Origin of the sequence: Pelagerythrobacter aerophilus (assembly GCF_003581645.1) — a bacterium.
Taxonomy (GTDB): Bacteria; Pseudomonadota; Alphaproteobacteria; order Sphingomonadales; family Sphingomonadaceae; genus Pelagerythrobacter; species Pelagerythrobacter aerophilus.
In genome coordinates this window covers 99,701-119,440 of sequence record NZ_QXFK01000008.1, presented here as the reverse complement: position 1 = coordinate 119,440, position 19,740 = coordinate 99,701, and the positions used below count along the sequence as shown (strand labels likewise).

The following is a 19,740-nucleotide window of genomic DNA, read 5'->3' as shown; positions in this document are numbered from 1 at the left end:
ATCCTTCGGAGATCGCCTAGAGCATCCCCAGTTCGAGCCGCGCCTCGTCGGTCATCTTGTCCGGGCCCCATGGCGGGTCCCACACCAGGTTCACTTCGGCATCGCGCACCCCGGGTACGGAGGCCGCACGCAGCTCGACCTCGCCGGGCATGGATTCGGCGACGGGGCAGTGCGGCGTGGTCAGCGTCATGGTGATCGTCACGCCGCTTTCGCCGTCGACGTCGACGCCGTAGATCAGGCCCAGATCGTAGATATTGACCGGAATCTCGGGGTCGTAGATCTCCTTGAGCGCTGCGATCACCGCCTCGTAGAGCTCGCCGCCCGGCGCGCCGGCCGACACGGTCTCCGGTTTCTTCTGCAGAAAGCCTTCGAGATAATCGCGCTTGCGCTCCAGCTTCTCGCCCATCGTCTCCCCCGAGCTTTCCTCGGGGTCGACCGCATCCGACACGCGCGCGCGGGGCGGTTTCGCGAAACCCTCGTTCGGCGCGGGCGCGGCCACGTATTCCTTCTTCTTTTCGCTCGCTTCGGTCATCCGAAGATCCTCCTGGTGCGATCGATCCCGCGCAGCAGCGCCTCGACGTCGCTTTCGTCCGAATAGAGCCCGAAGCTCGCCCGCGCGGTGGCGGGGACGCCGAGATGGGCCATCAGCGGCTGCGCGCAGTGGTGTCCGGCGCGGATCGCGACGTGTTCCTCGTCCAATATGGTGCCGAGATCGTGCGGGTGAACCCCGCGCATCGCGAAACTTACGATTCCCGCGCTGTCGGCGGGGCCGAACAGCGTCACGTCGTTCATCCCGTAGAGCGCCTCGCGCAAGTGCCCGACCAGCGCGCACTCGTGCGCGTGGATGCGATCGATCCCGATGCTCTCGACATAGTCGCATGCGGCGGCGAAGCCGATCGCCTCGACGATCGCGGGGGTGCCCGCCTCGAACCGCTGCGGCGGGGGGGCATAGGTCGTGCGTTCGAAAGTCACCTTCTCGATCATCGAGCCGCCGCCCTGCCACGGTGGCATAGCATCGAGCAGCTCGGCCCGGCCCCAGAGCGCGCCCACCCCGGTCGGGCCGTAGAGCTTGTGCGCGCTGAAGGCGTAGAAGTCGCAGCCGATCGCCGCGACATCGACCGGCAGGCGCGGCACGGCCTGGCATCCGTCGAGCAGCAGCTTCGCCCCCACTGAATGCGCCAGCTCCGCCGCGCGCTTCGCGTCGACCACCGAGCCAAGCACGTTCGAGATATGTGCGAAGGCGACCATGGTGTGGTCCTTCGTCAGCATGCGCTCGGCCGCGTCTAGATCGATCCTGCCGTCTTCGGTCAGCGGGCAGACATCGACCTCCCACCCGGCAAGCTGCCAGGGAACGATGTTCGAATGATGCTCGAGCGTGGAGAGCAGCACGCGGCCCTTATGGGGGTAGCTGTAGGCGACGAGGTTGATCGCCTCAGTCGCGCCGCGGCTGAAGATCAGCTCCTCCTCGCGCCCGCCGACAAAGCCCGCAACCCGCCGCCGCGCCGCCTCGTAGCCGAGCGTCATCTCGGCCGAGCGCGTATAGACGCCGCGGTGGACCGTTGCGTAGTCCGCCCCGATCGCGCGGGAGACGGCGTCGATCACCGCTTGCGGCTTCTGCGCAGTGGCAGCGGTGTCGAGATAGTGCCACGGCTTGCCCTCGGCGGTGACGAGGCCGGGGAAATCCTTGCGAACATCGCGAGCCCCGGTGAAGGCCGGGGCCTCAGGCCGCTGGCGCTCGGCGAGCGGGCTAAGGTCTCCGCCTTCGCGGGAGTTCGGGGAGACACGCCCGCTCACAGGTGCAGATCCAGCTTGGCAAGAGCGATGCCCATCAGTCGCTCGCGCTCGGCTTCATCGTCCAGCGCCACGAACGCGTCGCCGATGAAGGCCTGGACCAGCAGACGCCGCGAAAGCTCGGGCGAGAGGCCGCGTGCCGCCATGTAGAAGCGCGCCGCCTCGTCGAGCTGGCCGACGCTCGCGCCGTGGGCGCATTTCACGTCGTCGGCGAAGATCTCGAGCTGCGGCACCGCGTTTACGCTCGCGCCTTTTTCGAGCAGCAGCCCCTTGAAGCTCTGCGCCGCATCGGTCTTCTGCGCGTCTCGCACGACGTCGATCTGGCCGAGGAAATTGCCGGTGCCCTTGCCCCAGTGGGCCGCGCGAACGACCTGGTTGCTGGTCGCTTCGGGCTCGGCATGGATCACATGGGTGACGAACTCGCGCACGGTGTCGCGCCCGCCGAGGGTGACGCCGCCGAGCTCGAAATGCGCGCCCTTCGCAAGCCGCACTTCAACCTCGATCCGGCCCAGCTTCCCGGCGGCGATCACCGCAAACAGCTCGCACTGCGCGCCTTCGCCGACCGAGAAGCGCAAGCGGCGCAACTCGGTATCCTCGCTGTTCTCGATCGTCAGGCACTCGCGGTAGCTTTCGCCCGCCGGCACGTCGATCGCGCGCCAGGCGTCGAGATCGGCGCCCGCGAGCGCCTCGACCGCCGAATAGCGCCAGGCCTCGTCCTTGCGGGTGGGAAGGGCGGTCAGCGCATTCATGCCGCGACCGCCTCGTAGCCTTCCTCCTCGAGCCGCAGCGCGAGATCGGGACCGCCGGTCTTCACGATGCGGCCCCTGCTGAGGATGTGGACGTAGTCCGGCTTCACGTAGTCGAGCAGCCGCTGGTAGTGCGTGATCAGCAGCACGCCCTTCTCCGGCGCACGCATGATCGCGTTGATGCCCTCGCCGACGACGCGGAGCGCATCGATGTCGAGGCCGGAGTCGGTCTCGTCGAGCACAGCGAACTGCGGATCGAGAATGCCCATCTGGACCATCTCGGCGCGCTTCTTCTCGCCGCCCGAGAAGCCGACGTTCACGTGCCGCTTGAGCATGTCCATGTCGAGCTTCAGCAGCCCGGCCTTCTCCTTCGCCAGCTTGAGGAACTCGCCGCCCGACAGCGGTTCCTCGCCGCGCACTTGCCGCTGCGCGTTGAGCGCCTCGCGCAGGAATTGCACGTTCGAAACGCCGGGGATCTCGACCGGATACTGGAAGCCGAGGAACAGGCCGGCCGCGGCGCGCTCGTGCGGCTCCATCTCGAGCAGGTCGCGGCCCATGAACTCCACCGAACCGCCGGTCACTTCGTACCCGGGCCGCCCGCCGAGCACGTAGGCGAGTGTCGACTTGCCCGCCCCGTTGGGGCCCATGATCGCGTGGACTTCGCCCGCATTCACTTCGAGCGAGAGACCGTTGAGTATCCGCGTGCCGCCAATTTCGGCCTGGAGATTATCGATTTTCAGCATTGCTGGTCCTGTAACTGCGCCCGCGCGGTGCACTCTGGCGCGGGTGGCTTGCATGATGTTCGCGGCGCGCAGCCTGCTTGTCGGCGATGCGCAAGCGCATGCCGGCGGTGATGCGCGCCAGCACGTCGTCCATGTTCTCGAGAATGTCGGCCGCCTTGATCCGCATCACGCGAATGCCGACCGCTTCGAGGCTCTTGTCGCGGCGGCGGGCGAGCGCTTCGTCCTCGCCGTCCTCGTCGATATCGATCGCCATGCCGAGGTTGTGGCAATTGAAATCGACGATCGCCGAGCCGACCACCGCGTGGCGGGTGAACTTGTAGCGCCCGAGATCCGCCTTCGCGAACCGCTCGGCCAGCGCCTTGTGCGCCTCGCTCGAATGCCGCCGCAGCTCGCGCGCCCGCTCATGCAGCGCATCGAGCCGCTTTTCCGAAATCTTCCACCCACGGCCGCGCTTCTTTAGCGCGGATGGGGCTTCGGCCTCGGACGAATCGCGGAGCTGTAGGGTCTTGCGGTCGGTCACTGAGCTTCACCGGATTGGTACCGAAGTCGGCGGGCGAAATCGCGGCTCTGGCCATGGATGAATTGCACACGATCGACGGCTGACATGTCTGCGGGCATCAAGGCTCGGCAGGCCCAATAAATTTCCTCAGCCAATGCACGCGCTTCGGCGCGGCTCAACTTTTGAGCTACAGCAGCCATTTGCTCGTCCGCCACCTTGCCGAGACACTGTTGGTGCTCGATCATCCACGGCGCCGGGGTTGTAGCATGCGCCGGAGTCACGACTAACAGCGGCATCATAATGAAAAGGATGCGTATCACCCCACGCTCCCTTCCAGCGAAATCGCCAGCAGCTTTTGCGCTTCGACCGCGAATTCCATCGGCAGCTCTTTCAGCACTTCGCGGGCGAAGCCGTTGACGATCAGGGCGACGGCCTGCTCCTGATCCAGCCCGCGCTGCATGGCGTAGAAGAGCTGGTCGTCCGAAATCTTGCTGGTGGTCGCCTCGTGCTCGATCTGCGCGCTCGGGTTCTTGACCTCGATATAGGGCACGGTGTGCGCGCCGCACTTGTCGCCCAGCAACAAACTGTCGCACTGGGTAAAGTTGCGCACGCCCTCGGCATTGGGGCCGACGCGCACGAGGCCGCGATAGGTGTTGTTGCTTTTGCCGGCGCTGATACCCTTGGAGATGATCGTCGAGCGGCTGCCGCGGCCGTTGTGGATCATCTTGGTGCCGGTGTCAGCCTGCTGGAAATTGTTGGTGACGGCGACCGAGTAGAACTCACCGACCGAATCCTCGCCGTTGAGCACGCAGCTCGGGTATTTCCAGGTCACGGCGCTGCCGGTCTCGACCTGGGTCCACGAGATCTTGCTGCGCGCGCCTTGGCACAGGCCGCGCTTGGTGACGAAGTTGTAGATCCCGCCCTTGCCCTCGGCATTGCCGGGGTACCAGTTCTGCACGGTCGAGTACTTGATCTCGGCATCCTCGAGCGCGACCAGTTCCACCACGGCGGCGTGGAGCTGGTTCTCATCGCGCATCGGCGCAGTGCAGCCTTCGAGGTACGAGACGTAGGAGCCTTTCTCGGCCACGATCAACGTGCGTTCGAACTGGCCCGTGTTCTCAGCATTGATGCGGAAATAGGTGCTTAGCTCCATCGGGCAGCGCACTCCCTCGGGCACGTAGACGAACGTGCCGTCGGAGAAGACCGCGCTGTTGAGGGTGGCGAAGTAGTTGTCGCGCTGCGGCACCACACGGCCGAGCCACTTCTTCACCAACTCGGGATGCTCGCGGATCGCCTCGCTGATGGAGAGGAAGATAACGCCGGCACGCTTGAGCTCCTCGCGGAAGGTCGTCGCCACCGAAACGCTGTCGAACACCGCGTCGACCGCGACCTTGCGCGCGCCCTTGACCCCGGCGAGCACTTCCTGCTCCGCCACGGGAATGCCGAGCTTGTCGTAGACCGATTTGATCTCGGGATCGAGCTCGTCGAGCGACTCGAGCTGTTCCTTCTTCTTGGGCGCGGCATAATAGTAGGCGTCCTGGTAATCGATCGGCGGATAGCCGACCTTGGCCCAGTTCGGCTCCTCCATCTCCTGCCACAGGCGGAAGGCCTTGAGGCGCCAGTCGAGCATCCATTCCGGCTCGCGCTTCTTGGCGCTGATGAAGCGGACCGTATCCTCGTTCAGCCCCTTGGGCGCGAACTCCTGCTCGATGTCGCTCGACCAGCCGAATTCGTACTCGGCCGCGCGGGCAGCGGCTTCGCGGGCATCGCGATCCTGGATGTCGATGTCGTCAGTCATGCGGAAATTCCAGTGAGATTCGGTTCACGCGGTGCGGCCTTCGAAAGCTGTGTCAGCGGGATGCCTGCGAGCGCGCCGCGCAGCGCGGCGTTGACCACCGGCCAGTGCGGCTTGACGCTGCAGGTGTGATCGACCGCGCATTCGTCGCCGTCGATGCAGGCGGTCAGAGCGATCGGGCCTTCGACCGCTTCGACGATGTCCGCCAGCGTGATCGCCGCGGCCGGGCGCGCGAGCTGCAGCCCGCCGCCCGCGCCGCGCACCGAGCGCAGCAGACCCGCGGCGGAGAGCTTGCTGACCACCTTCTGCACCGTCGGCACCGGCAGCCCCGTCTCCGCCGCCAGTTCGGCCGCGCTCGTGCGCCCGCCGCCGCAATGGCGCGCGGCGGCACTCATCGTCACGACCGCATAGTCGGCAAGGTTGGAGAGGCGCATCGTCAAATCAGACCATTTCGTTCCGATTTGCACCTATGCACCGCGCCGCCGGCTTTCAACCGAAAACCGTCAGTTGCGAGTCGTTAGCAACCTCTCCGCGCTAGCCCTCAGGGAGCGATGGCTATCCGGCCTTCTCCGCCGCGATCCAGGCATCGACGTTCTCCTCCATGATCGAGAGTGGCACGGGGCCGCTGCTGAGGATCGCATCGTGGAAGCCGCGAATGTCGAACTCCGCGCCCAGCGCCGCCTTCGCCCGCTCGCGCAGCTCCATGATCTTGAGCTTGCCGATCATGTAGGCGGTCGCCTGGCCGGGATAGACCACATAGCGCTCGATCGCCTTGCGAATGTCGCCTTCGGGATTGGGCGTGTTCTCGGTCAGGTACTGAATTGCCTGCTCGCGGCTCCAGCGCTTGTGGTGGATGCCGGTGTCCACGACCAGTCGACAGGCTCTCCACAGCTCCATCCCCAGCCGGCCGAAGTCCGAATAGGGGTCGGTGTAGAAGCCCATGTCCTTGCCCAGTTCCTCGGCATAGAGGCCCCAGCCTTCGGTATAGGCGGTGACTCCGCCGAAGCGGCGGAAGGGCGGTACGTCGCCGAGCTGCGTCTGGATCGAAAGCTGCAGGTGGTGGCCCGGCAGCCCCTCGTGGTAGAACAGAGCCTCGAGCTCGTTCTTCGACATGTCCTTCAGGTTGTAGAGGTTGACGTAGTAGGTGCCCGGGCGCGAACCATCCGGCGCCGGGCGCGAGTAGAAGGCCTTGCCGGCGCTCTTCTCCCGGAACGCCTCGACCGGCTTCACCGTCAGCGGATCTTCCGGAAGCGTCGAGAAATACTGCGGCAGCGCCGCTTCCATCGCCACGCGGTGCTTCTCTACGTCGGCCAGATACTCCTCGCGGGTGTCGTAATAGAAGCGCGGATCGGTGCGGACGTGCGCGAAGAACTCCTGCAGCGTACCCTCGAATCCGACCTGCTGCATGATCGCCCGCATCTCGCCATGGATGCGCGCGACGTTGTCGAGGCCGATCTGGTGAATCTGGTCGGCGGTGAGATCGGTCGTGGTGTAGTTCTTGAGCAGCGCGGAGTAGTAGGCCGCGCCTTCGGGCAGACGCCAGATGCCGTCGTCGGTCGGCGCATTCGCCTGCTGACGCTTCATCTCGGCGAGCAGCCGCTGATAGGCCGGCGCGGCCGAATCCTCCCACGCGGCCCGCGCCGCAGAGATCAGCTCCGCTTCTTTCGCCGCGTCCAGTTCCAGCGCCTTGGCCTTGCCGGCGAAGTCGACCAGGATTGCGTTCTCCTCGCCCGCATTCAGCAGGTTCTCGATATCCGAGATGACGTAGGGATAGACCCAGTCGGGGGGCATCACGCCATTCGCCGCCCGCTCGCGCGATTCGGCGATCAGCGTATCGAGCACCGGGCCGAGTCCCTCGATGCGGCTGACGTAGGCGCGCGCCTGCTCCTCGTCGGCCACCGAGTGGATGTTGATCAGGAACGCCGGCAACCCGCTCTGTGCGCCGTTCATCTGGTCGAAGATGTAGCCGTACTCGCGATAGGGAAACAGCGTCGCGCTGCGCTTCGCCATGGCGTCGAACAGGCGATAGCTGAGCGCATCCTGTTCCGGCAGCGTGGCGGGATCGAAGTTCGCGCGCAGGGTCGCGGCCGTCTTCTGGAGCAATTCCTGCTCGCGCACTTCGGCCGCGTCGGTGAAGTCGCCCCAGTCGTCGTAGTCCGAATCGCGAATACCGCGGTAGGCCTTGCCGAGCGGCGAGAGCGCCAGTTGCGCCTCGTCATAACGCTCGAACAGCGTCCCTATGTCGGACGCCGGCCGCGTCGCCGCGGTCTCGGAGCCGGCCACCTGCGTCGTGCGCGGTTCCTCTCCGGTGGCGGCGCATCCCGCCAGCGCCAGTGCCAGCAGCGAAACACCCAAAATCCTCTTCGCCATCAGCGACCTCCCTTTTCTTCGAATGACGGCCGGGCTTGTGGCGCGATTTGCGCGTCATGGCCAGACCAGCGAAAAAAGAGGGCGGCACTCCCGATGGAGCGCCGCCCTGCAAAGGCAAGGAACCCGGCGCACCATTGCACCGAGCGCCTTCGGGTCGCAGCGCCCTCTCTAGAGCGAGTCGCCGGTGCACGATTGTATGGATGCGACATGGCCCCGCGAAATTTCCTTGCGGGCACGAACCCGAAACGCACCCGCTCGGCACAGTCGACAGGGCCGGGTGCGCTTGCCATAGGCGCCCGCAATGCTGTTCCGCCTTGCCCGTCCCGCGCTCTTCGCGCTCGCCCCCGAAACCGCGCATCGCACGACGATCGCGGCGCTCAAGCTCTCGCCGGCGCGCACGCCGCCGGCGCCGGGACCGCTCGCAACCGAAGTGGCGGGGCTACGCTTCCCCAATCCGCTCGGCATGGCCGCGGGGTTCGACAAGGACGGCGAAGTGCCCGACGCGGTGCTCGGTCTCGGCTTCGGGTTCGTCGAGATCGGCTCGATCACTCCGCTGCCGCAGCCGGGCAATCCCAGGCCGCGCCTGTTCCGGCTGGCGGAGGACCGCGCGGTGATCAACCGCATGGGGTTCAACAACGGCGGCGCGGCGGAGGCAGAGGCACGGCTGCGCCGGCGCGCGGCCCGGCCCGGGATCGTCGGGGTCAATATCGGCGCGAACAAGGATTCGGCCGACCGGATTGCCGACTACGCGCTGCTTACCCGCCGATTCGCGCCGCTGGCGAGCTATCTCACGGTCAATATCTCCAGCCCCAACACCCCGGGCCTGCGCGCCTTGCAGGACGAGGGCGCGCTGATTGCGCTGCTCGATGCCGTGCTCGATGCGCGCCCGGCGGACGGTCCGCCGGTGTTCCTCAAGGTCGCGCCGGATCTTGAGCCTGCGGACATGGATGCGATCGCCCGCATCGCGCTCGACAAGCGGCTCGGCGCACTGATCGTCTCGAACACGACCATTTCGCGCCCGCCGCTCGCGTCACCGCAGGCGGGAGAGACCGGCGGGCTTTCGGGCGCGCCCTTGCGCGATCTGGCGCAGCAGCGGCTGCGCGACTTTCGCGCCGCGACCGGCGGTGCGATCCCGCTGATCGGCGTGGGCGGGATCGGCAGTGCGGAAGACGCCTGGGCTCGCATCCGCGCGGGCGCCAGCCTGGTCCAGCTCTACAGCGCCATGGTCTATGAAGGGCCGGGGCTGGCGCGGCGGATCGTGCGCGGGATGGAAGAGCTGATGCGCCGCGACGGCTTCGCCACGCTTGCCGAGGCGGTCGGGAGCGAATAGCCACGTCGCATGCTTCGCACCGTTCTCGTCCCCATCGCCGCCCTCCTCGCCCTAGCTGGGTGCGCGACCGTTCCGCCAGCGGAGACCGACGCCGGCTTCGTCGGGACGGTCAGCGCCGCCGATCCGCGCGCGCAGGAGGCGGGCATGGCCATGTTGCGCCGGGGCGGCAGCGCCACCGACGCCGCGATTGCGACGATGCTCGCGCTGACCGTGGTCGAGCCGCAGAGCTCGGGCATCGGCGGCGGCGGCTTCATGGTCCGGGGCGCCGCGGACGGAACGGTCGAAACCTTCGACGGACGAGAGAAAGCGCCGGCCGGCGCGACGCCGGACTGGTTCCTGCGCCCGGACGGCACGGTGCCGCCGTTCGGCGAGTCGGTGAAGAGCGGTCTCAGCGTCGGCGTTCCGGGTAACATTGCGCTGGCCGCACTCGCCCACGAACAGCACGGACGGTTGCCCTGGGCCACGCTGTTCGAGCCGGCGATCGAGCTGGCGCGCGAAGGCTTCCGCATCAATCCGCGGCTCAACGGGTCGCTCACCTCGACGGCCGAGCGCGCCGGATGGACCGAGACGGGGCGGGCGCTGTTCTTCGATGAGGCGGGCCAGCCGCAGCCCGCCGGGCACCTGGTCGTCAACGAAGAGCTTGCCCGCACGTTCGAGGCGATCGCCGCCGCAGGACCCGAAGCCTTCTACGAAGGTCCGCGAGCCGAGGCGCTCGCCGCAACGGTCGCCGCCGAGACACCGCACGATGGCGCGATGACGGCGGCCGATCTCGCCACCTATGAGGCGAAGGAACGTGAGGCCGTCTGCGGCACTTACCGTGCCTACCGCATCTGCGGCATGGGTCCGCCGAGCTCGGGCGGGATCGCGGTGCTGCAGATCCTCGGCCAGCTCGAGCGCTTCGACCTCTCCGCACTCGGGGCCGAGAGCCCGGTCACTTGGCATCTGTTCCTCGAATCGCAGCGGCTCGCCTATGCCGACCGCGAACTCTACATCGCCGACAGCGACTTCGTATCGGTCCCCGTCCAGGGCCTGATCGACCGCGATTATCTCGCGCGGCGCAGCGCGCTGATCGATCCCGATTCGACGATCGAGGCGGTCGTCGCCGGCGTGCCCGCTGGTGCATCGACCGCGCTGGCCGACGGCGACGAGCCGGAGGAGCGCGGTACCTCTCACTTTGCCGTAGTCGACGCCGACGACACGATGATCAGCTATACCTCGACCATCGAGAGCGCCTTCGGCTCCGGGCTAATGACCGGCGGCTTCTTCCTCAACAACGAGTTGACCGACTTCAGCCGGTCGCCGGAAGTCGACGGTCGCCCGGTCGTCAACAGGGTCGAAGCGGGCAAGCGTCCGCGCAGCTCGATGGCACCGATGGTCGTATGGGATCCGCAGGGCCGCCCGGTGCTGGCAATCGGCGCCGCAGGCGGGAGCACGATTCCGGTGCAGACCGCCCGCAGCATCATCGGCGTGATCGACTTCGGCCTGGGCACGGAAGCGGCGCTCGGCATGCCGTTCGTCATGGCGTACGGCGACGGTGTGACCGTGGAGGAGGGCACCTGGCTCGAAGGCGCAATCCCGCAGTTGAAGGCGCTCGGCCACAGCGAGATCGCGGTGCGCGAGGCGGGTGTGAAGGGGAATGCGGTGCTGCGCCGGGGCGACCGCTGGATTCCCGCCCGCGACCCGCGGGTCGAGGCGAAGCTGATCCTGCCCTGACGGCGATCCCACGCTTGCCGCTACCGCGACGGCGGCGTAATCCGGGCCACCGGCCGCAGTGAAGCCGGACGTGGGAGCAGGAGCCCAGAGACTTGCAGCTTTCCGATATCGATTCGGCGAATAACCTCGTCGAACTCTTCCTCAAGCGTGCCGATGCGAAGGGCGACGCGCCCATGCTGGGGGTCAAGCGCGGCGGGGCGTGGCAGACGACGAGTTGGCGCGAGGCGGCCGAAACGGTCTGCATTCTGGCCGAAAACCTCCGCGCCCTCGGGCTAGAGCAGGGCGACCGGGTTATGCTGGTCTCCGAAAACCGCCCCGAATGGTGCATCGCCGATCTTGCGATCATGGCGGCGGGCTGCGTTACCGTGCCCGCCTACACCACCAATACCGAGCGCGACCACGTCCATATCCTCGACAATTCGGGCGCCCGGGCGGTCATCGTATCGACCGAGAAACTCTCGCAGCCCCTGCTCCCGGCGATCATGCGCACCGGCATCGCCGAGCATGTCATCCCGATCGACGGCATCCGCAAATACCAGCAAGGCAATCTCGCCTGCCACGCCTGGCCGAACATGGTCAAAGGCGACGCCGTCGCCGCACGCAAGGCGGTGGAAGAGCGGATCGCCGCTATCGGCCGCGACGACACCGCCTGCATCATCTACACCAGCGGCACCGGCGGCGCGCCACGCGGCGTGTTGCAGCATCACGGTGCGATCCTTTGCAACGTCGCCGGCGCGGCGGATATCCTGGCGAACGATTTCGGGCTCGATGCAGACGAGCGCTTCCTCTCGTTCCTGCCGCTGAGCCATGCCTACGAGCACACCGGCGGCCAGTGCCTGCCGATCGCGGTGGGCGCGGAGATCTACTACGCCGAGGGACTCGAGAAGCTCGCCAGCAATATCGAGGAGACGCGCCCGACGATCATGGTCGTCGTCCCGCGCCTGTTCGAAGTCCTGCGCCAGCGGATCATGAAGCAGGTCGATAAGCAGGGTGGGGCGGCCAAGGCGCTGATGGACCGCGCGCTCGCGCTCGGCGAGCGGCAGGCGGAAGGCCGCTACCGTTTCGGCGACAAAACGCTGAATTTCGTTCTCGAGCGGCTGCTGCGGCCGAAGATTCGCCAGCGCTTCGGCGGGCGGATCAAAGCGATGGTCAGCGGCGGCGCGCCGCTCAATCCCGATGTCGGGGTGTTCTTCCAGGCGATGGGGCTGACCATGCTTCAGGGCTACGGCCAGACCGAGGCGGGGCCGGTGATCAGCTGCAATCGACCGAACGCAGGGATCGCGATGCATACGGTCGGCCCGCCCTTGCGCGGAGTGGAGATTCAGATCGCGGAGGATGGCGAGATCCTCTGCCGCGGCGAGCTGGTCATGCACGGTTATTGGCGCAACGAGGCCGAGACGCGGCGTACGCTCAAGGACGGCTGGCTGCACACGGGCGACATCGGTCATCTCGACGAGAAGGGCCGGATCGTCATCACCGACCGCAAGAAGGACATGATCGTCAACGACAAGGGCGACAACGTCGCGCCGCAGAAGATCGAGGGCATGCTGACCCTGCGGCAGGAGATCGCGCAAGCGATGGTGAGCGGCGACCGGCGCCCTTACGTCGTGGGCCTGATCGTGCCCGACGCGGAATGGGCGCTCGAATGGGCCAACGCCAACGACGAGAAGTTCGACATGAAGGAACTGCAAGGCCTGCCCGCCTTCCGCAGCGCGGTGCGCGCCGCGATCGACGAAGTGAACCGGGATCTCTCGGTGATCGAGAAAGTCCGCCAGTTCGCCTTCGCCGACGAGCCGTTCACGATCGAGAACGAGGAGATGACTCCCTCGATGAAGATTCGCCGCCACAAGATCCGCGAACGCTACCAGCCGCGATTGGACGCGCTCTACCGGAGTTAGCGCCGCCTAGGGAACGATCGTGATGAACAGGAAGGTCGCGAAAATCGTCAGGTGAATCACGCCTTGGACCACAGTCGTGCGTCCACGGCCCAGCGTGATCGCGGCGACCAGGAGAGTGAGGGCGAGGATCACGATCGAGGGCATCGACAGACCCAGTTCGAGATCGAGACCCAAGATCAGCGCCACCGTCGCGACCGCGGGAATGGTCAGCCCGATGGAGGCCAATGCGGAGCCGATCGCGAGGTTGAGGCTGGTCTGCACGCGATTGGCGCGCGCGGCACGCAGCGCTGCGAATCCCTCTGGCGCGAGCACCAGCGCGGCGATGATGATTCCGACTAGCGCACGCGGCGCGCCGATCGCCGCGACCCCGACCTCGATCACCGGCGAGAGGTTCTTGGCCAGCAGCACGACCGCCGCCAGCGCGACAAGCATGGCCGCACCTGCCGCCATTGCTTTCGGACGCGGCACCGGCGCTTCGTGCGCACGGTCGTCTGCGTCGGGAATGTGGTGCAGGAAATGGTCGCGATGGCGGATCGTCTGCGCGACGACGAACGTCGCGTAGATCAGCAGCGAGATGATCGCCACGAACACGAGCTGCTGGGAATTGTAGAAGGCGCCGCTGGCGCTGGTCGTGTAGTTCGGCAGGATCAGCGTCAGCACGGACAGCGTCGCAAGCATGGCCAGGCCGGCACTCACTCCCGACTGGGTATAACTCTGCTCGTGATGTCGCCGGCCGCCGGCCAGCAGACAGAGGCCGATGATGCCGTTGATCGTGATCATGATCGCCGCAATCAGCGTATCGCGCGCCAGCGCCTGGGCCTGCGCGCCCTCGCTCAGCATGATCGAGACGATCAGCGAGCTTTCGATGATCGTGACCGCCAGGGCGAGCACGAGCGTACCGAACGGCTCCCCCAGGTGATGCGCAAGGACCTCGGCATGATAAACCGCGGCCAGGATCGCGGCGCCGAGCAACACGCCGACCACGACCGCAAGGGCCGGACCTTCGGGTTTGCCCAGCAGAACGGCAGCCAGCGCGACAAGCGGTGCAAAAACCGACCAGGAAGAAAGGCCGAAGAAGCGCACGGACGGTCTGGTAGTCTGGGCTGCAGGCGCTGTCATCCGTCCCTCGCTAGCGCGTTGGACACCGCGCGACTAGTCGCGCCACTTGTCGTTCGTCGGGTCGTCGATGCTCTCGTCGTGACCGGTCCCGCTCGAGAGGAACACCAGCCCCATCAGGGCGGCGGTCAGCATCATTGCCACCCCGACGCCGAGTCCGGTGGCGATGTAGAAGTGGATCGAAAGCGCGCTGTCGGTGACATAGATGTAGCCAAGGACCAGCGCGACCACGACCAGCGTGACGAGCACCATCACGCGCATAAGCCGCTTGTAGCGGCCCCACGCGAATGCGGCCTTGTCGGGATCGTCGAGGGGCGATCGGGATGTCATCCAGTCCCAACTGGCTGTTTCCCGCCCGATTGGCAATGGCGGGCGTTTCATGGCATTCTCCCATCCTAGCGAAGGAGGCCGGATACCATGGACATAGCCAGCCTGATCGTCGGCCGGGCACGCGCCGACATCGTGCAGTGCGAAGCAGCGACCCGGATGCGCGATGCGGTCGCCCTGCTCGCCGAGCGCCGGATCGGCGCCATGCCGGTTATGGAAGGCGGCAGGGTTGCGGGCATCTTCTCGGAGCGCGATGTGCTCTACTGCGTGGCGAAGGAAGGGGCCGCCGCGTTCGACCGCACGGTGGGCGAGGTGATGACCGCGCCCGCAATCACCGTTTCGCCGAAAACCAAAGTCGACGAGGCCATGGCGCTGATGACCCGGCGGCGCGTGCGCCACTTGCCGGTCGTCGACGGGGAGGTCATGTGCGGGTTCATCTCGATCGGCGATCTGGTCAAGTCGCGGATCGACGAAGTCGAGCGCGATGCGGCTGCGATGCGTGACTATATCCGAACCGCTTGAGCGCGGCCCGGCGCATCCCCATATCGCCCCCATGGCCGACACGCTGACTCTCACGCCCGCCGCCGCGAAGCGCATTGCATGGATTGCCGAACGTCAGGCGAAACCCGCCGTGCTGCGGCTTTCGGTGGAAGGAGGCGGCTGCTCCGGCTTCCAGTACAAGTTCGATCTCGCCGATGCGCCCGACACGGACGACAGCGTGAGCGAGACCGACGGCGTGCGCCTGGTGGTCGATCCCGTCAGCCTGGACCTCGTCGCGGGCAGTACGGTCGATTTCGTGGAATCGCTGGGCGGTGCGGCCTTCAAGGTCGAGAATCCCAACGCCGCCGCCGGTTGCGGCTGTGGCTCCAGCTTCGGAATCTAGCGCCGCTTCCCACTTGGGCGCGCGCCGCGCTTTCGAAGCCGCCCATTTTCTTCTAGCGAAGCGTTGAAGGGCGGGACCGGTAGGCTCCGCTCCAACGGTGTGCGGGAGGTTGCTCTGAGAATCGCCAGCTTCAATATCAACGGCGTCAAGGCGCGCCTGCCGCGGCTGATCGAGTGGCTCGAGGAAACCCGCCCCACGGTCGCCTGCCTGCAGGAGATCAAGAGCCAGGACGAGGGCTTCCCCGCCGACGCGTTCGAGAAGATCGGCTACAAGGCGATCTGGCATGGCCAGAAAGGGTTCAACGGCGTCGCGATCCTCGCGGACGGGGTGCAGCCGGTCGAGGCGCAGCGCACCTTGCCCGGCGATCCGGACGATCTCCATGCGCGCTACATCGAAGCCGACGTGAACGGCGTGCGGATCGCCTGCATCTACCTGCCCAACGGCAATCCGCAGCCCGGCCCCAAGTTCGATTACAAGCTCGCCTGGATGGAGCGGCTACGTGCGCGCATGGCCGAGCTGTGGGCGCTGGAGATCCCCTGCGCCGTGGTGGGCGACTTCAACGTCATTCCCGAGGACAAGGACGTCTGGTCGCCCGCGGCCATGGCCAGCGACGCGCTGATGCAGCCGGAATCGCGCGCCGCCTATCGCCGGTTGCTGGCGGCCGGCTGGACCGACGCGCTCGATACGTTGAATCCGCGCGGCGGTGTGTGGACCTTCTGGGACTATCAGGCCGGCGCCTGGCAACGCGACCACGGCTTCCGCATCGATCACCTGCTGCTCAGCCCCGAACTCGCCGACCGCATGGTCGCCGCGGGGGTCGACAAGGAATACCGGGGCCGCGAAAAAGCCAGCGATCACACGCCGGTGTGGGTCGACGTCGCCGACCGGGCATGAGGCTGCGGAGGCATCGGCCTCCGCTCACCGATCAGCGGTAGAAGACGTGTGTGTCGATCGTGGCGCGCGCCTGCTTGCTGCGGCTCCACGACGGTTTGACGTAAGTGGCGTGGAAATAGAGCGAGTCCGCGGCTTCGCTTTCCCACAGCCCTTCGTGCGCGATGTGCGCCACGGCCTTGGCACGTTCCCACGCGGCCGATCCGCGCCGAATGTGAGGCATGCCGCCGCCCCGCACGAAGGAGAACTGGGCGCGCTGGAACACCACACCGCAGTAACTCGAGGGGAAGAGGCCCGAGTTGGCACGATTGATCACCACTTGCGCCACGGCAAGCTGGCCTGCGAGCGGCTCGCCGCGCGATTCGAAGTAGATCGCACCCGCGAGGCATTCCATCTCGCGCGAAAGCCGCCCATGATCGGGGATTTGCGCAACCAGTTCGCGCAGCGAGCTCGCATCGGCGAGATCCTGCGCCGTTGCGGCGTCGGGAAGCGGCTGGACCACTTCCTTCTCGACGAAAACCGGAACGACCTCCTCGGTCAGCACCGGTTCGGAAATCTGGGGGTTCTCGCCCATCTGGGCGTTGGCGCCGGAACCTTCGGCGCTGGCAACCGTAAAACTGGTCATTGCGGCAAGCGCCGCCAACGACGCCAAGCGGGTCTTTCGACTCATCAATCCGTCATATCTAGGCGGTGAACGAGCACAGTCGCAGGCTGGGACCTGATCGCGTCAAATTGCGTTTAGGATGGGTCCGGATGAAAAAGGCCTGCCGGCCGTTCCCCGTCTGCGTGCCTGCCGCGCGGCCGAAATGCCGCCCATGCCGCCTGCGCATCGGTAGTTGCGCGGCCAGATAGATAGCGGCGTTTCGATGTCAACTTAACGCGGCAGGGATGCGACGAACCGTTCTTGGTCCGCGATATCTGCCTCGAGAATCCAGATATCGCCGTCCTGGCGCTTGCGCCGCGTCAAATACTCGGAAAATTCCAATGGGTTTTCAGCGTCTTGCTCGCGAGACAGCACGAAAGCGCGGGTTCCGTCGAGCTGCGGCATTCTTTCGTAAAGCCGCGCCGCGCGACCGCGAAATATCGTTACCAGCAGAATCGTGCCCGAGTCGCGTTCACCTTTTTCGATAACCGTGCCGAACCCGCCGAGCGATTCGGCAAGCCGCAGAATCGCCGCCGCTTCGAGATGCGCGGGCAGCCGGCGGTCCACCATCAGGCCTGGCCGGGGCGATAGCCCGCGAGGCTCGAAAGTGCGATCCGCGAGCGCATGAACGTGCCCGTGCCCCGGCCGATCTCTTCGCCTTCGGCATCGATCAACCGCGCTTCGGCGACCAGAACGCGCCGCCGTCCGCTGATCCAGCGCCCCTCGGCCGTCACTTTGCCTTCGCGCACCGGCTTGGTGAAATGGAGGTTGAACGAAGTCGTCAGGAGGAAGCGGTCGGTGATCAGCGTGTTCGCCGCGTAGAAGGCGGCATCGTCGAGCATCTTGAAATAGATCGTCCCGTGCGCCGCGCCGGCGGCGTGATAGGCGGCCGGGGTCACGACGAACTCGATCCGCGACCGCCCTTCGTCGACGATTTCCAGCGTCGATTCGAACAGTGCGTTGACCGGCGCGGACCGGTAGAGCGCCTCGAGCCCTCGGTAGTGCGGGCCGGCGCCGGACCGAGAGTCAGGCGACGTCACGATCGCTGGCGTTGGTGAGCGACGCGATCAGCGCCTCTGTGTCGGTCGCCTCGAGCAGCATCCGATTGGTCGCCTCGTCGCGCACCAGCCGCGAAATGGCCGCGAGCGCGTGAAGGTGCGCGACGCCGGCGTTCTCGGGCGAGATCAGGCCGAAGGCGAGTTCCACCGGCATGCCGTCGGCCGCATGGAAATCGACCGGTGCGGACAGCTTGAGCACGGCCGCAACCGGGCGGTTGATCCCGGTGAGGCGTGCGTGCGGGATCGCGACCCCCCGGCCGAAACCGGTGCTGCCGAGCTTTTCGCGCTCCTCGAGCGCCTCCAGCACGTCGGACACGGCGAACCCGTAGGCGCGCGCGAAGCACTGGGCGAGATCGCCCAGAACCGCGGCTTTGGTGCCGGCATCGCTCAGCACGAATGCTTCGGGAATCAGCTTGAAATGTACGTTCATCGTTCGGTTGCGAATCAGTTCAGCATGCCATGATCTGGCGAGCGGGCCGCGCGCCGCAGGCGCGATCGACCGTAGCAAGCCCTTGCGATCCGGCTGATTTCCGTGGCGGGCGCTTGTCCGCGCCGCGGTGTCAACGGGGCTCGACCCAGCCGATCGAGCCATCTCGGCGGCGATAGACCATATTATGACGGCCGGTGCCAGCGTTTTTGAAGAACAGCGCATTCGTGTCGCGCAGGTCCAGCATCATGACCGCGTCGGCCACGCTCGTCTCGGGGACGTCTGCGGTGGTCTCGGCGACGATCATCGGCGGCTCGTTGCCCTCGACTTCCTCCACATCTTCGCCGATCGGCGCGAAGATCGTATAGGCCGCCTCCTCTTCCTGCAGCGCGTGCGCTGCCTGGGAGTGGCGATCCTGCAGGCGGCGCTTGTAGCGGCGGAGCTGCTTGTCGATCTTCTCCGCCGCGCGGTCGAGCGCCTGGTGGGCGTCCTGCGCTTCGGCATGGCTTTTGACGATCATGCCCTGCATCACATGGGTCACGATGTCGCAACTGAAGGCCCCGGCGGGTGCCTTGCCGAACGTGACCTGCGAGGTGAGCGCTCGGTTGAAATACTTCTCGACGATCGCGTTCAGCCGCTCGGCGGCGTGATCCTGCAGGGCAGTGCCCGTCTCCATCTGGTGGCCAGAAATGCGGATATCCATCGGCGATCATTCTCCATTGCTTGGGCGAGACCCCCCGGCCCCGATCAGCTACCCCAGAGGGGCGAAGTCATCTTGGCGATAAACGCCTGGTGCCGTGCGAGTTCCTCCTGGCTCGCAGCATGTGGTCGTGGTTCGCGGCGCACACGCGTCGCGGGTATGTGTCGCGGCATCGCGACGATGCCGACGCTGGTGGTTTCCGCAGCAAGCGCGAGCCCGATCTGCCGGCCGCCGGTCAGTTCGACGTAGACTTGCGCCAACAGTTCGGCATCGAGCAGCGCGCCGTGCTTCACCCGGTGGCTGCGATCGATGCCGTAGCGCGTGCACAGCGCGTCGAGCGAGAGCTTTGCGCCCGGATGCCGCTTGCGCGCGAGCGCGACGGTATCGATCATCCGGGTCATGCACACCGCCTCGCGCTCGCACAGCGCAAGTTCGGCATTGAGGAAGCCGAAGTCGAACGAGGCGTTATGCGCGACGAGCGGCGAGTCGGCGATGAAGTCGAGCACCGCGCTCACCGTGTCGCGAAACAGCGGCTTGTCCGACAGGAAGGCGCTCGACAGCCCGTGCACCGCCTCGGCGCCGGCGGGCATGTCGCGCTCCGGATTGAAATAGGCGTGGAAGGTCTGCCCGGTGGGCACGCGGTTGATCAATTCGACACATCCGATTTCCACCAGACGGTCCCCGCTGCGGGGGTCGAGGCCGGTGGTTTCGGTATCGAATACGATTTCGCGCATCCCTTTATCTATCGGCCTCGGACGGCCAAGTGACAAGGGGCGCCGAGCGCTTTTTTAGCTCGGGCCAGGCGAAATT

General features: G+C 66.4%; 23 protein-coding genes. 6 read left to right on the top strand and 17 right to left on the bottom strand.

The window, feature by feature from the left end:
- Positions 1-16: 16 nt before the first annotated feature.
- The 9 genes from D2V04_RS02065 to D2V04_RS02025 form a co-directional block, all read right to left on the bottom strand.
- Positions 17-532 carry an SUF system Fe-S cluster assembly protein gene (locus D2V04_RS02065; RefSeq protein WP_119511696.1) on the bottom strand — a complete coding sequence of 172 codons (516 nt, stop codon included), beginning with the start codon at positions 530-532 and terminating at the stop codon, positions 17-19.
- Positions 529-1,794 (bottom strand): aminotransferase class V-fold PLP-dependent enzyme, encoded by a 1,266-nt coding sequence (locus tag D2V04_RS02060; protein ID WP_119511695.1) that lies wholly within the window; start codon positions 1,792-1,794, stop codon positions 529-531. The genes D2V04_RS02065 and D2V04_RS02060 overlap by 4 nt, the downstream gene beginning before the upstream one ends.
- Complete coding sequence (locus tag D2V04_RS02055; protein ID WP_119511694.1) at positions 1,791-2,540, bottom strand: SufD family Fe-S cluster assembly protein; 750 nt, start codon at positions 2,538-2,540, stop codon at positions 1,791-1,793. The genes D2V04_RS02060 and D2V04_RS02055 overlap by 4 nt, the downstream gene beginning before the upstream one ends.
- The gene (sufC, locus tag D2V04_RS02050; protein WP_119511693.1) at positions 2,537-3,280 is read right to left on the bottom strand and encodes a Fe-S cluster assembly ATPase SufC; all 744 of its coding nucleotides are present in this window, start codon (positions 3,278-3,280) and stop codon (positions 2,537-2,539) included. The genes D2V04_RS02055 and sufC overlap by 4 nt, the downstream gene beginning before the upstream one ends.
- Complete coding sequence (locus tag D2V04_RS02045; RefSeq protein ID WP_119511722.1) at positions 3,264-3,800, bottom strand: endonuclease domain-containing protein; 537 nt, start codon at positions 3,798-3,800, stop codon at positions 3,264-3,266. Before D2V04_RS02045 ends, sufC begins: the two co-directional genes overlap by 17 nt.
- The gene (locus D2V04_RS02040) at positions 3,797-4,099 is read right to left on the bottom strand and encodes a hypothetical protein (RefSeq protein ID WP_119511692.1); all 303 of its coding nucleotides are present in this window, start codon (positions 4,097-4,099) and stop codon (positions 3,797-3,799) included. Before D2V04_RS02040 ends, D2V04_RS02045 begins: the two co-directional genes overlap by 4 nt.
- The gene (gene sufB / locus D2V04_RS02035; protein ID WP_119511691.1) at positions 4,096-5,577 is read right to left on the bottom strand and encodes a Fe-S cluster assembly protein SufB; all 1,482 of its coding nucleotides are present in this window, start codon (positions 5,575-5,577) and stop codon (positions 4,096-4,098) included. The genes D2V04_RS02040 and sufB overlap by 4 nt, the downstream gene beginning before the upstream one ends.
- The gene (locus D2V04_RS02030) at positions 5,574-6,008 is read right to left on the bottom strand and encodes an SUF system Fe-S cluster assembly regulator (protein ID WP_119511690.1); all 435 of its coding nucleotides are present in this window, start codon (positions 6,006-6,008) and stop codon (positions 5,574-5,576) included. Before D2V04_RS02030 ends, sufB begins: the two co-directional genes overlap by 4 nt.
- Before the next feature lie 121 nt (positions 6,009-6,129).
- Positions 6,130-7,944 (bottom strand): DUF885 domain-containing protein, encoded by a 1,815-nt coding sequence (locus D2V04_RS02025; protein ID WP_119511689.1) that lies wholly within the window; start codon positions 7,942-7,944, stop codon positions 6,130-6,132.
- 301 nt (positions 7,945-8,245) lie between these two features.
- Here D2V04_RS02025 and D2V04_RS02020 point away from each other — a divergent pair, with 301 nt between their 5' ends.
- The 3 genes from D2V04_RS02020 (at position 8,246) to D2V04_RS02010 (ending at position 12,885) form a co-directional block, all read left to right on the top strand.
- Positions 8,246-9,274: a quinone-dependent dihydroorotate dehydrogenase gene (locus D2V04_RS02020; protein WP_119511688.1), complete on the top strand. Its 1,029-nt coding sequence runs from the start codon at positions 8,246-8,248 to the stop codon at positions 9,272-9,274.
- A gap of 9 nt (positions 9,275-9,283) precedes the next feature.
- Positions 9,284-10,987: a gamma-glutamyltransferase gene (ggt, locus tag D2V04_RS02015; protein ID WP_119511687.1), complete on the top strand. Its 1,704-nt coding sequence runs from the start codon at positions 9,284-9,286 to the stop codon at positions 10,985-10,987.
- A gap of 92 nt (positions 10,988-11,079) precedes the next feature.
- Complete coding sequence (locus D2V04_RS02010; RefSeq protein WP_119511686.1) at positions 11,080-12,885, top strand: AMP-dependent synthetase/ligase; 1,806 nt, start codon at positions 11,080-11,082, stop codon at positions 12,883-12,885.
- Positions 12,886-12,891: 6 nt separating this feature from the next.
- Here D2V04_RS02010 and D2V04_RS02005 read toward each other — a convergent pair whose 3' ends face one another.
- On the bottom strand, positions 12,892-14,004 hold the full coding sequence (locus D2V04_RS02005) for a calcium:proton antiporter (RefSeq protein WP_119511685.1): 1,113 nt from the start codon (positions 14,002-14,004) through the stop codon (positions 12,892-12,894).
- A 33-nt stretch (positions 14,005-14,037) separates the two neighbouring features.
- The gene (locus tag D2V04_RS02000; protein WP_119511684.1) at positions 14,038-14,331 is read right to left on the bottom strand and encodes a hypothetical protein; all 294 of its coding nucleotides are present in this window, start codon (positions 14,329-14,331) and stop codon (positions 14,038-14,040) included.
- 87 nt (positions 14,332-14,418) lie between these two features.
- Here D2V04_RS02000 and D2V04_RS01995 point away from each other — a divergent pair, with 87 nt between their 5' ends.
- From D2V04_RS01995 to xth, 3 genes are all read left to right on the top strand, one after another.
- A complete protein-coding gene (locus D2V04_RS01995; protein WP_119511683.1) occupies positions 14,419-14,850 on the top strand; it encodes a CBS domain-containing protein in 432 nt (143 codons plus the stop codon).
- A gap of 31 nt (positions 14,851-14,881) precedes the next feature.
- A complete protein-coding gene (erpA, locus tag D2V04_RS01990; protein WP_119511682.1) occupies positions 14,882-15,211 on the top strand; it encodes an iron-sulfur cluster insertion protein ErpA in 330 nt (109 codons plus the stop codon).
- Between the two features lie 114 nt (positions 15,212-15,325).
- Complete coding sequence (xth, locus tag D2V04_RS01985) at positions 15,326-16,105, top strand: exodeoxyribonuclease III (protein ID WP_119511721.1); 780 nt, start codon at positions 15,326-15,328, stop codon at positions 16,103-16,105.
- Between the two features lie 31 nt (positions 16,106-16,136).
- Here xth and D2V04_RS01980 read toward each other — a convergent pair whose 3' ends face one another.
- The 6 genes from D2V04_RS01980 to dnaQ form a co-directional block, all read right to left on the bottom strand.
- Entirely contained in the window at positions 16,137-16,727 is a 591-nt protein-coding gene (locus D2V04_RS01980) for a cell wall hydrolase (protein ID WP_228766200.1), read from the bottom strand.
- Positions 16,728-16,976: 249 nt separating this feature from the next.
- Positions 16,977-17,315, bottom strand: coding sequence for a DUF1491 family protein (locus D2V04_RS01975; protein ID WP_324186837.1), 339 nt, complete (start codon positions 17,313-17,315; stop codon positions 16,977-16,979).
- Positions 17,315-17,785, bottom strand: a complete 471-nt coding sequence (locus D2V04_RS01970) for a PaaI family thioesterase (RefSeq protein ID WP_119511680.1) — start codon at positions 17,783-17,785, stop codon at positions 17,315-17,317. The genes D2V04_RS01975 and D2V04_RS01970 overlap by 1 nt, the downstream gene beginning before the upstream one ends.
- Complete coding sequence (locus D2V04_RS01965) at positions 17,772-18,233, bottom strand: PTS sugar transporter subunit IIA (protein ID WP_119511679.1); 462 nt, start codon at positions 18,231-18,233, stop codon at positions 17,772-17,774. Before D2V04_RS01965 ends, D2V04_RS01970 begins: the two co-directional genes overlap by 14 nt.
- Before the next feature lie 130 nt (positions 18,234-18,363).
- Positions 18,364-18,933, bottom strand: coding sequence for a ribosome hibernation-promoting factor, HPF/YfiA family (gene hpf, locus D2V04_RS01960; protein ID WP_119511678.1), 570 nt, complete (start codon positions 18,931-18,933; stop codon positions 18,364-18,366).
- A gap of 44 nt (positions 18,934-18,977) precedes the next feature.
- On the bottom strand, positions 18,978-19,664 hold the full coding sequence (gene dnaQ / locus D2V04_RS01955) for a DNA polymerase III subunit epsilon (protein ID WP_119511677.1): 687 nt from the start codon (positions 19,662-19,664) through the stop codon (positions 18,978-18,980).
- Between the last annotated feature and the right edge of the window lie 76 nt (positions 19,665-19,740).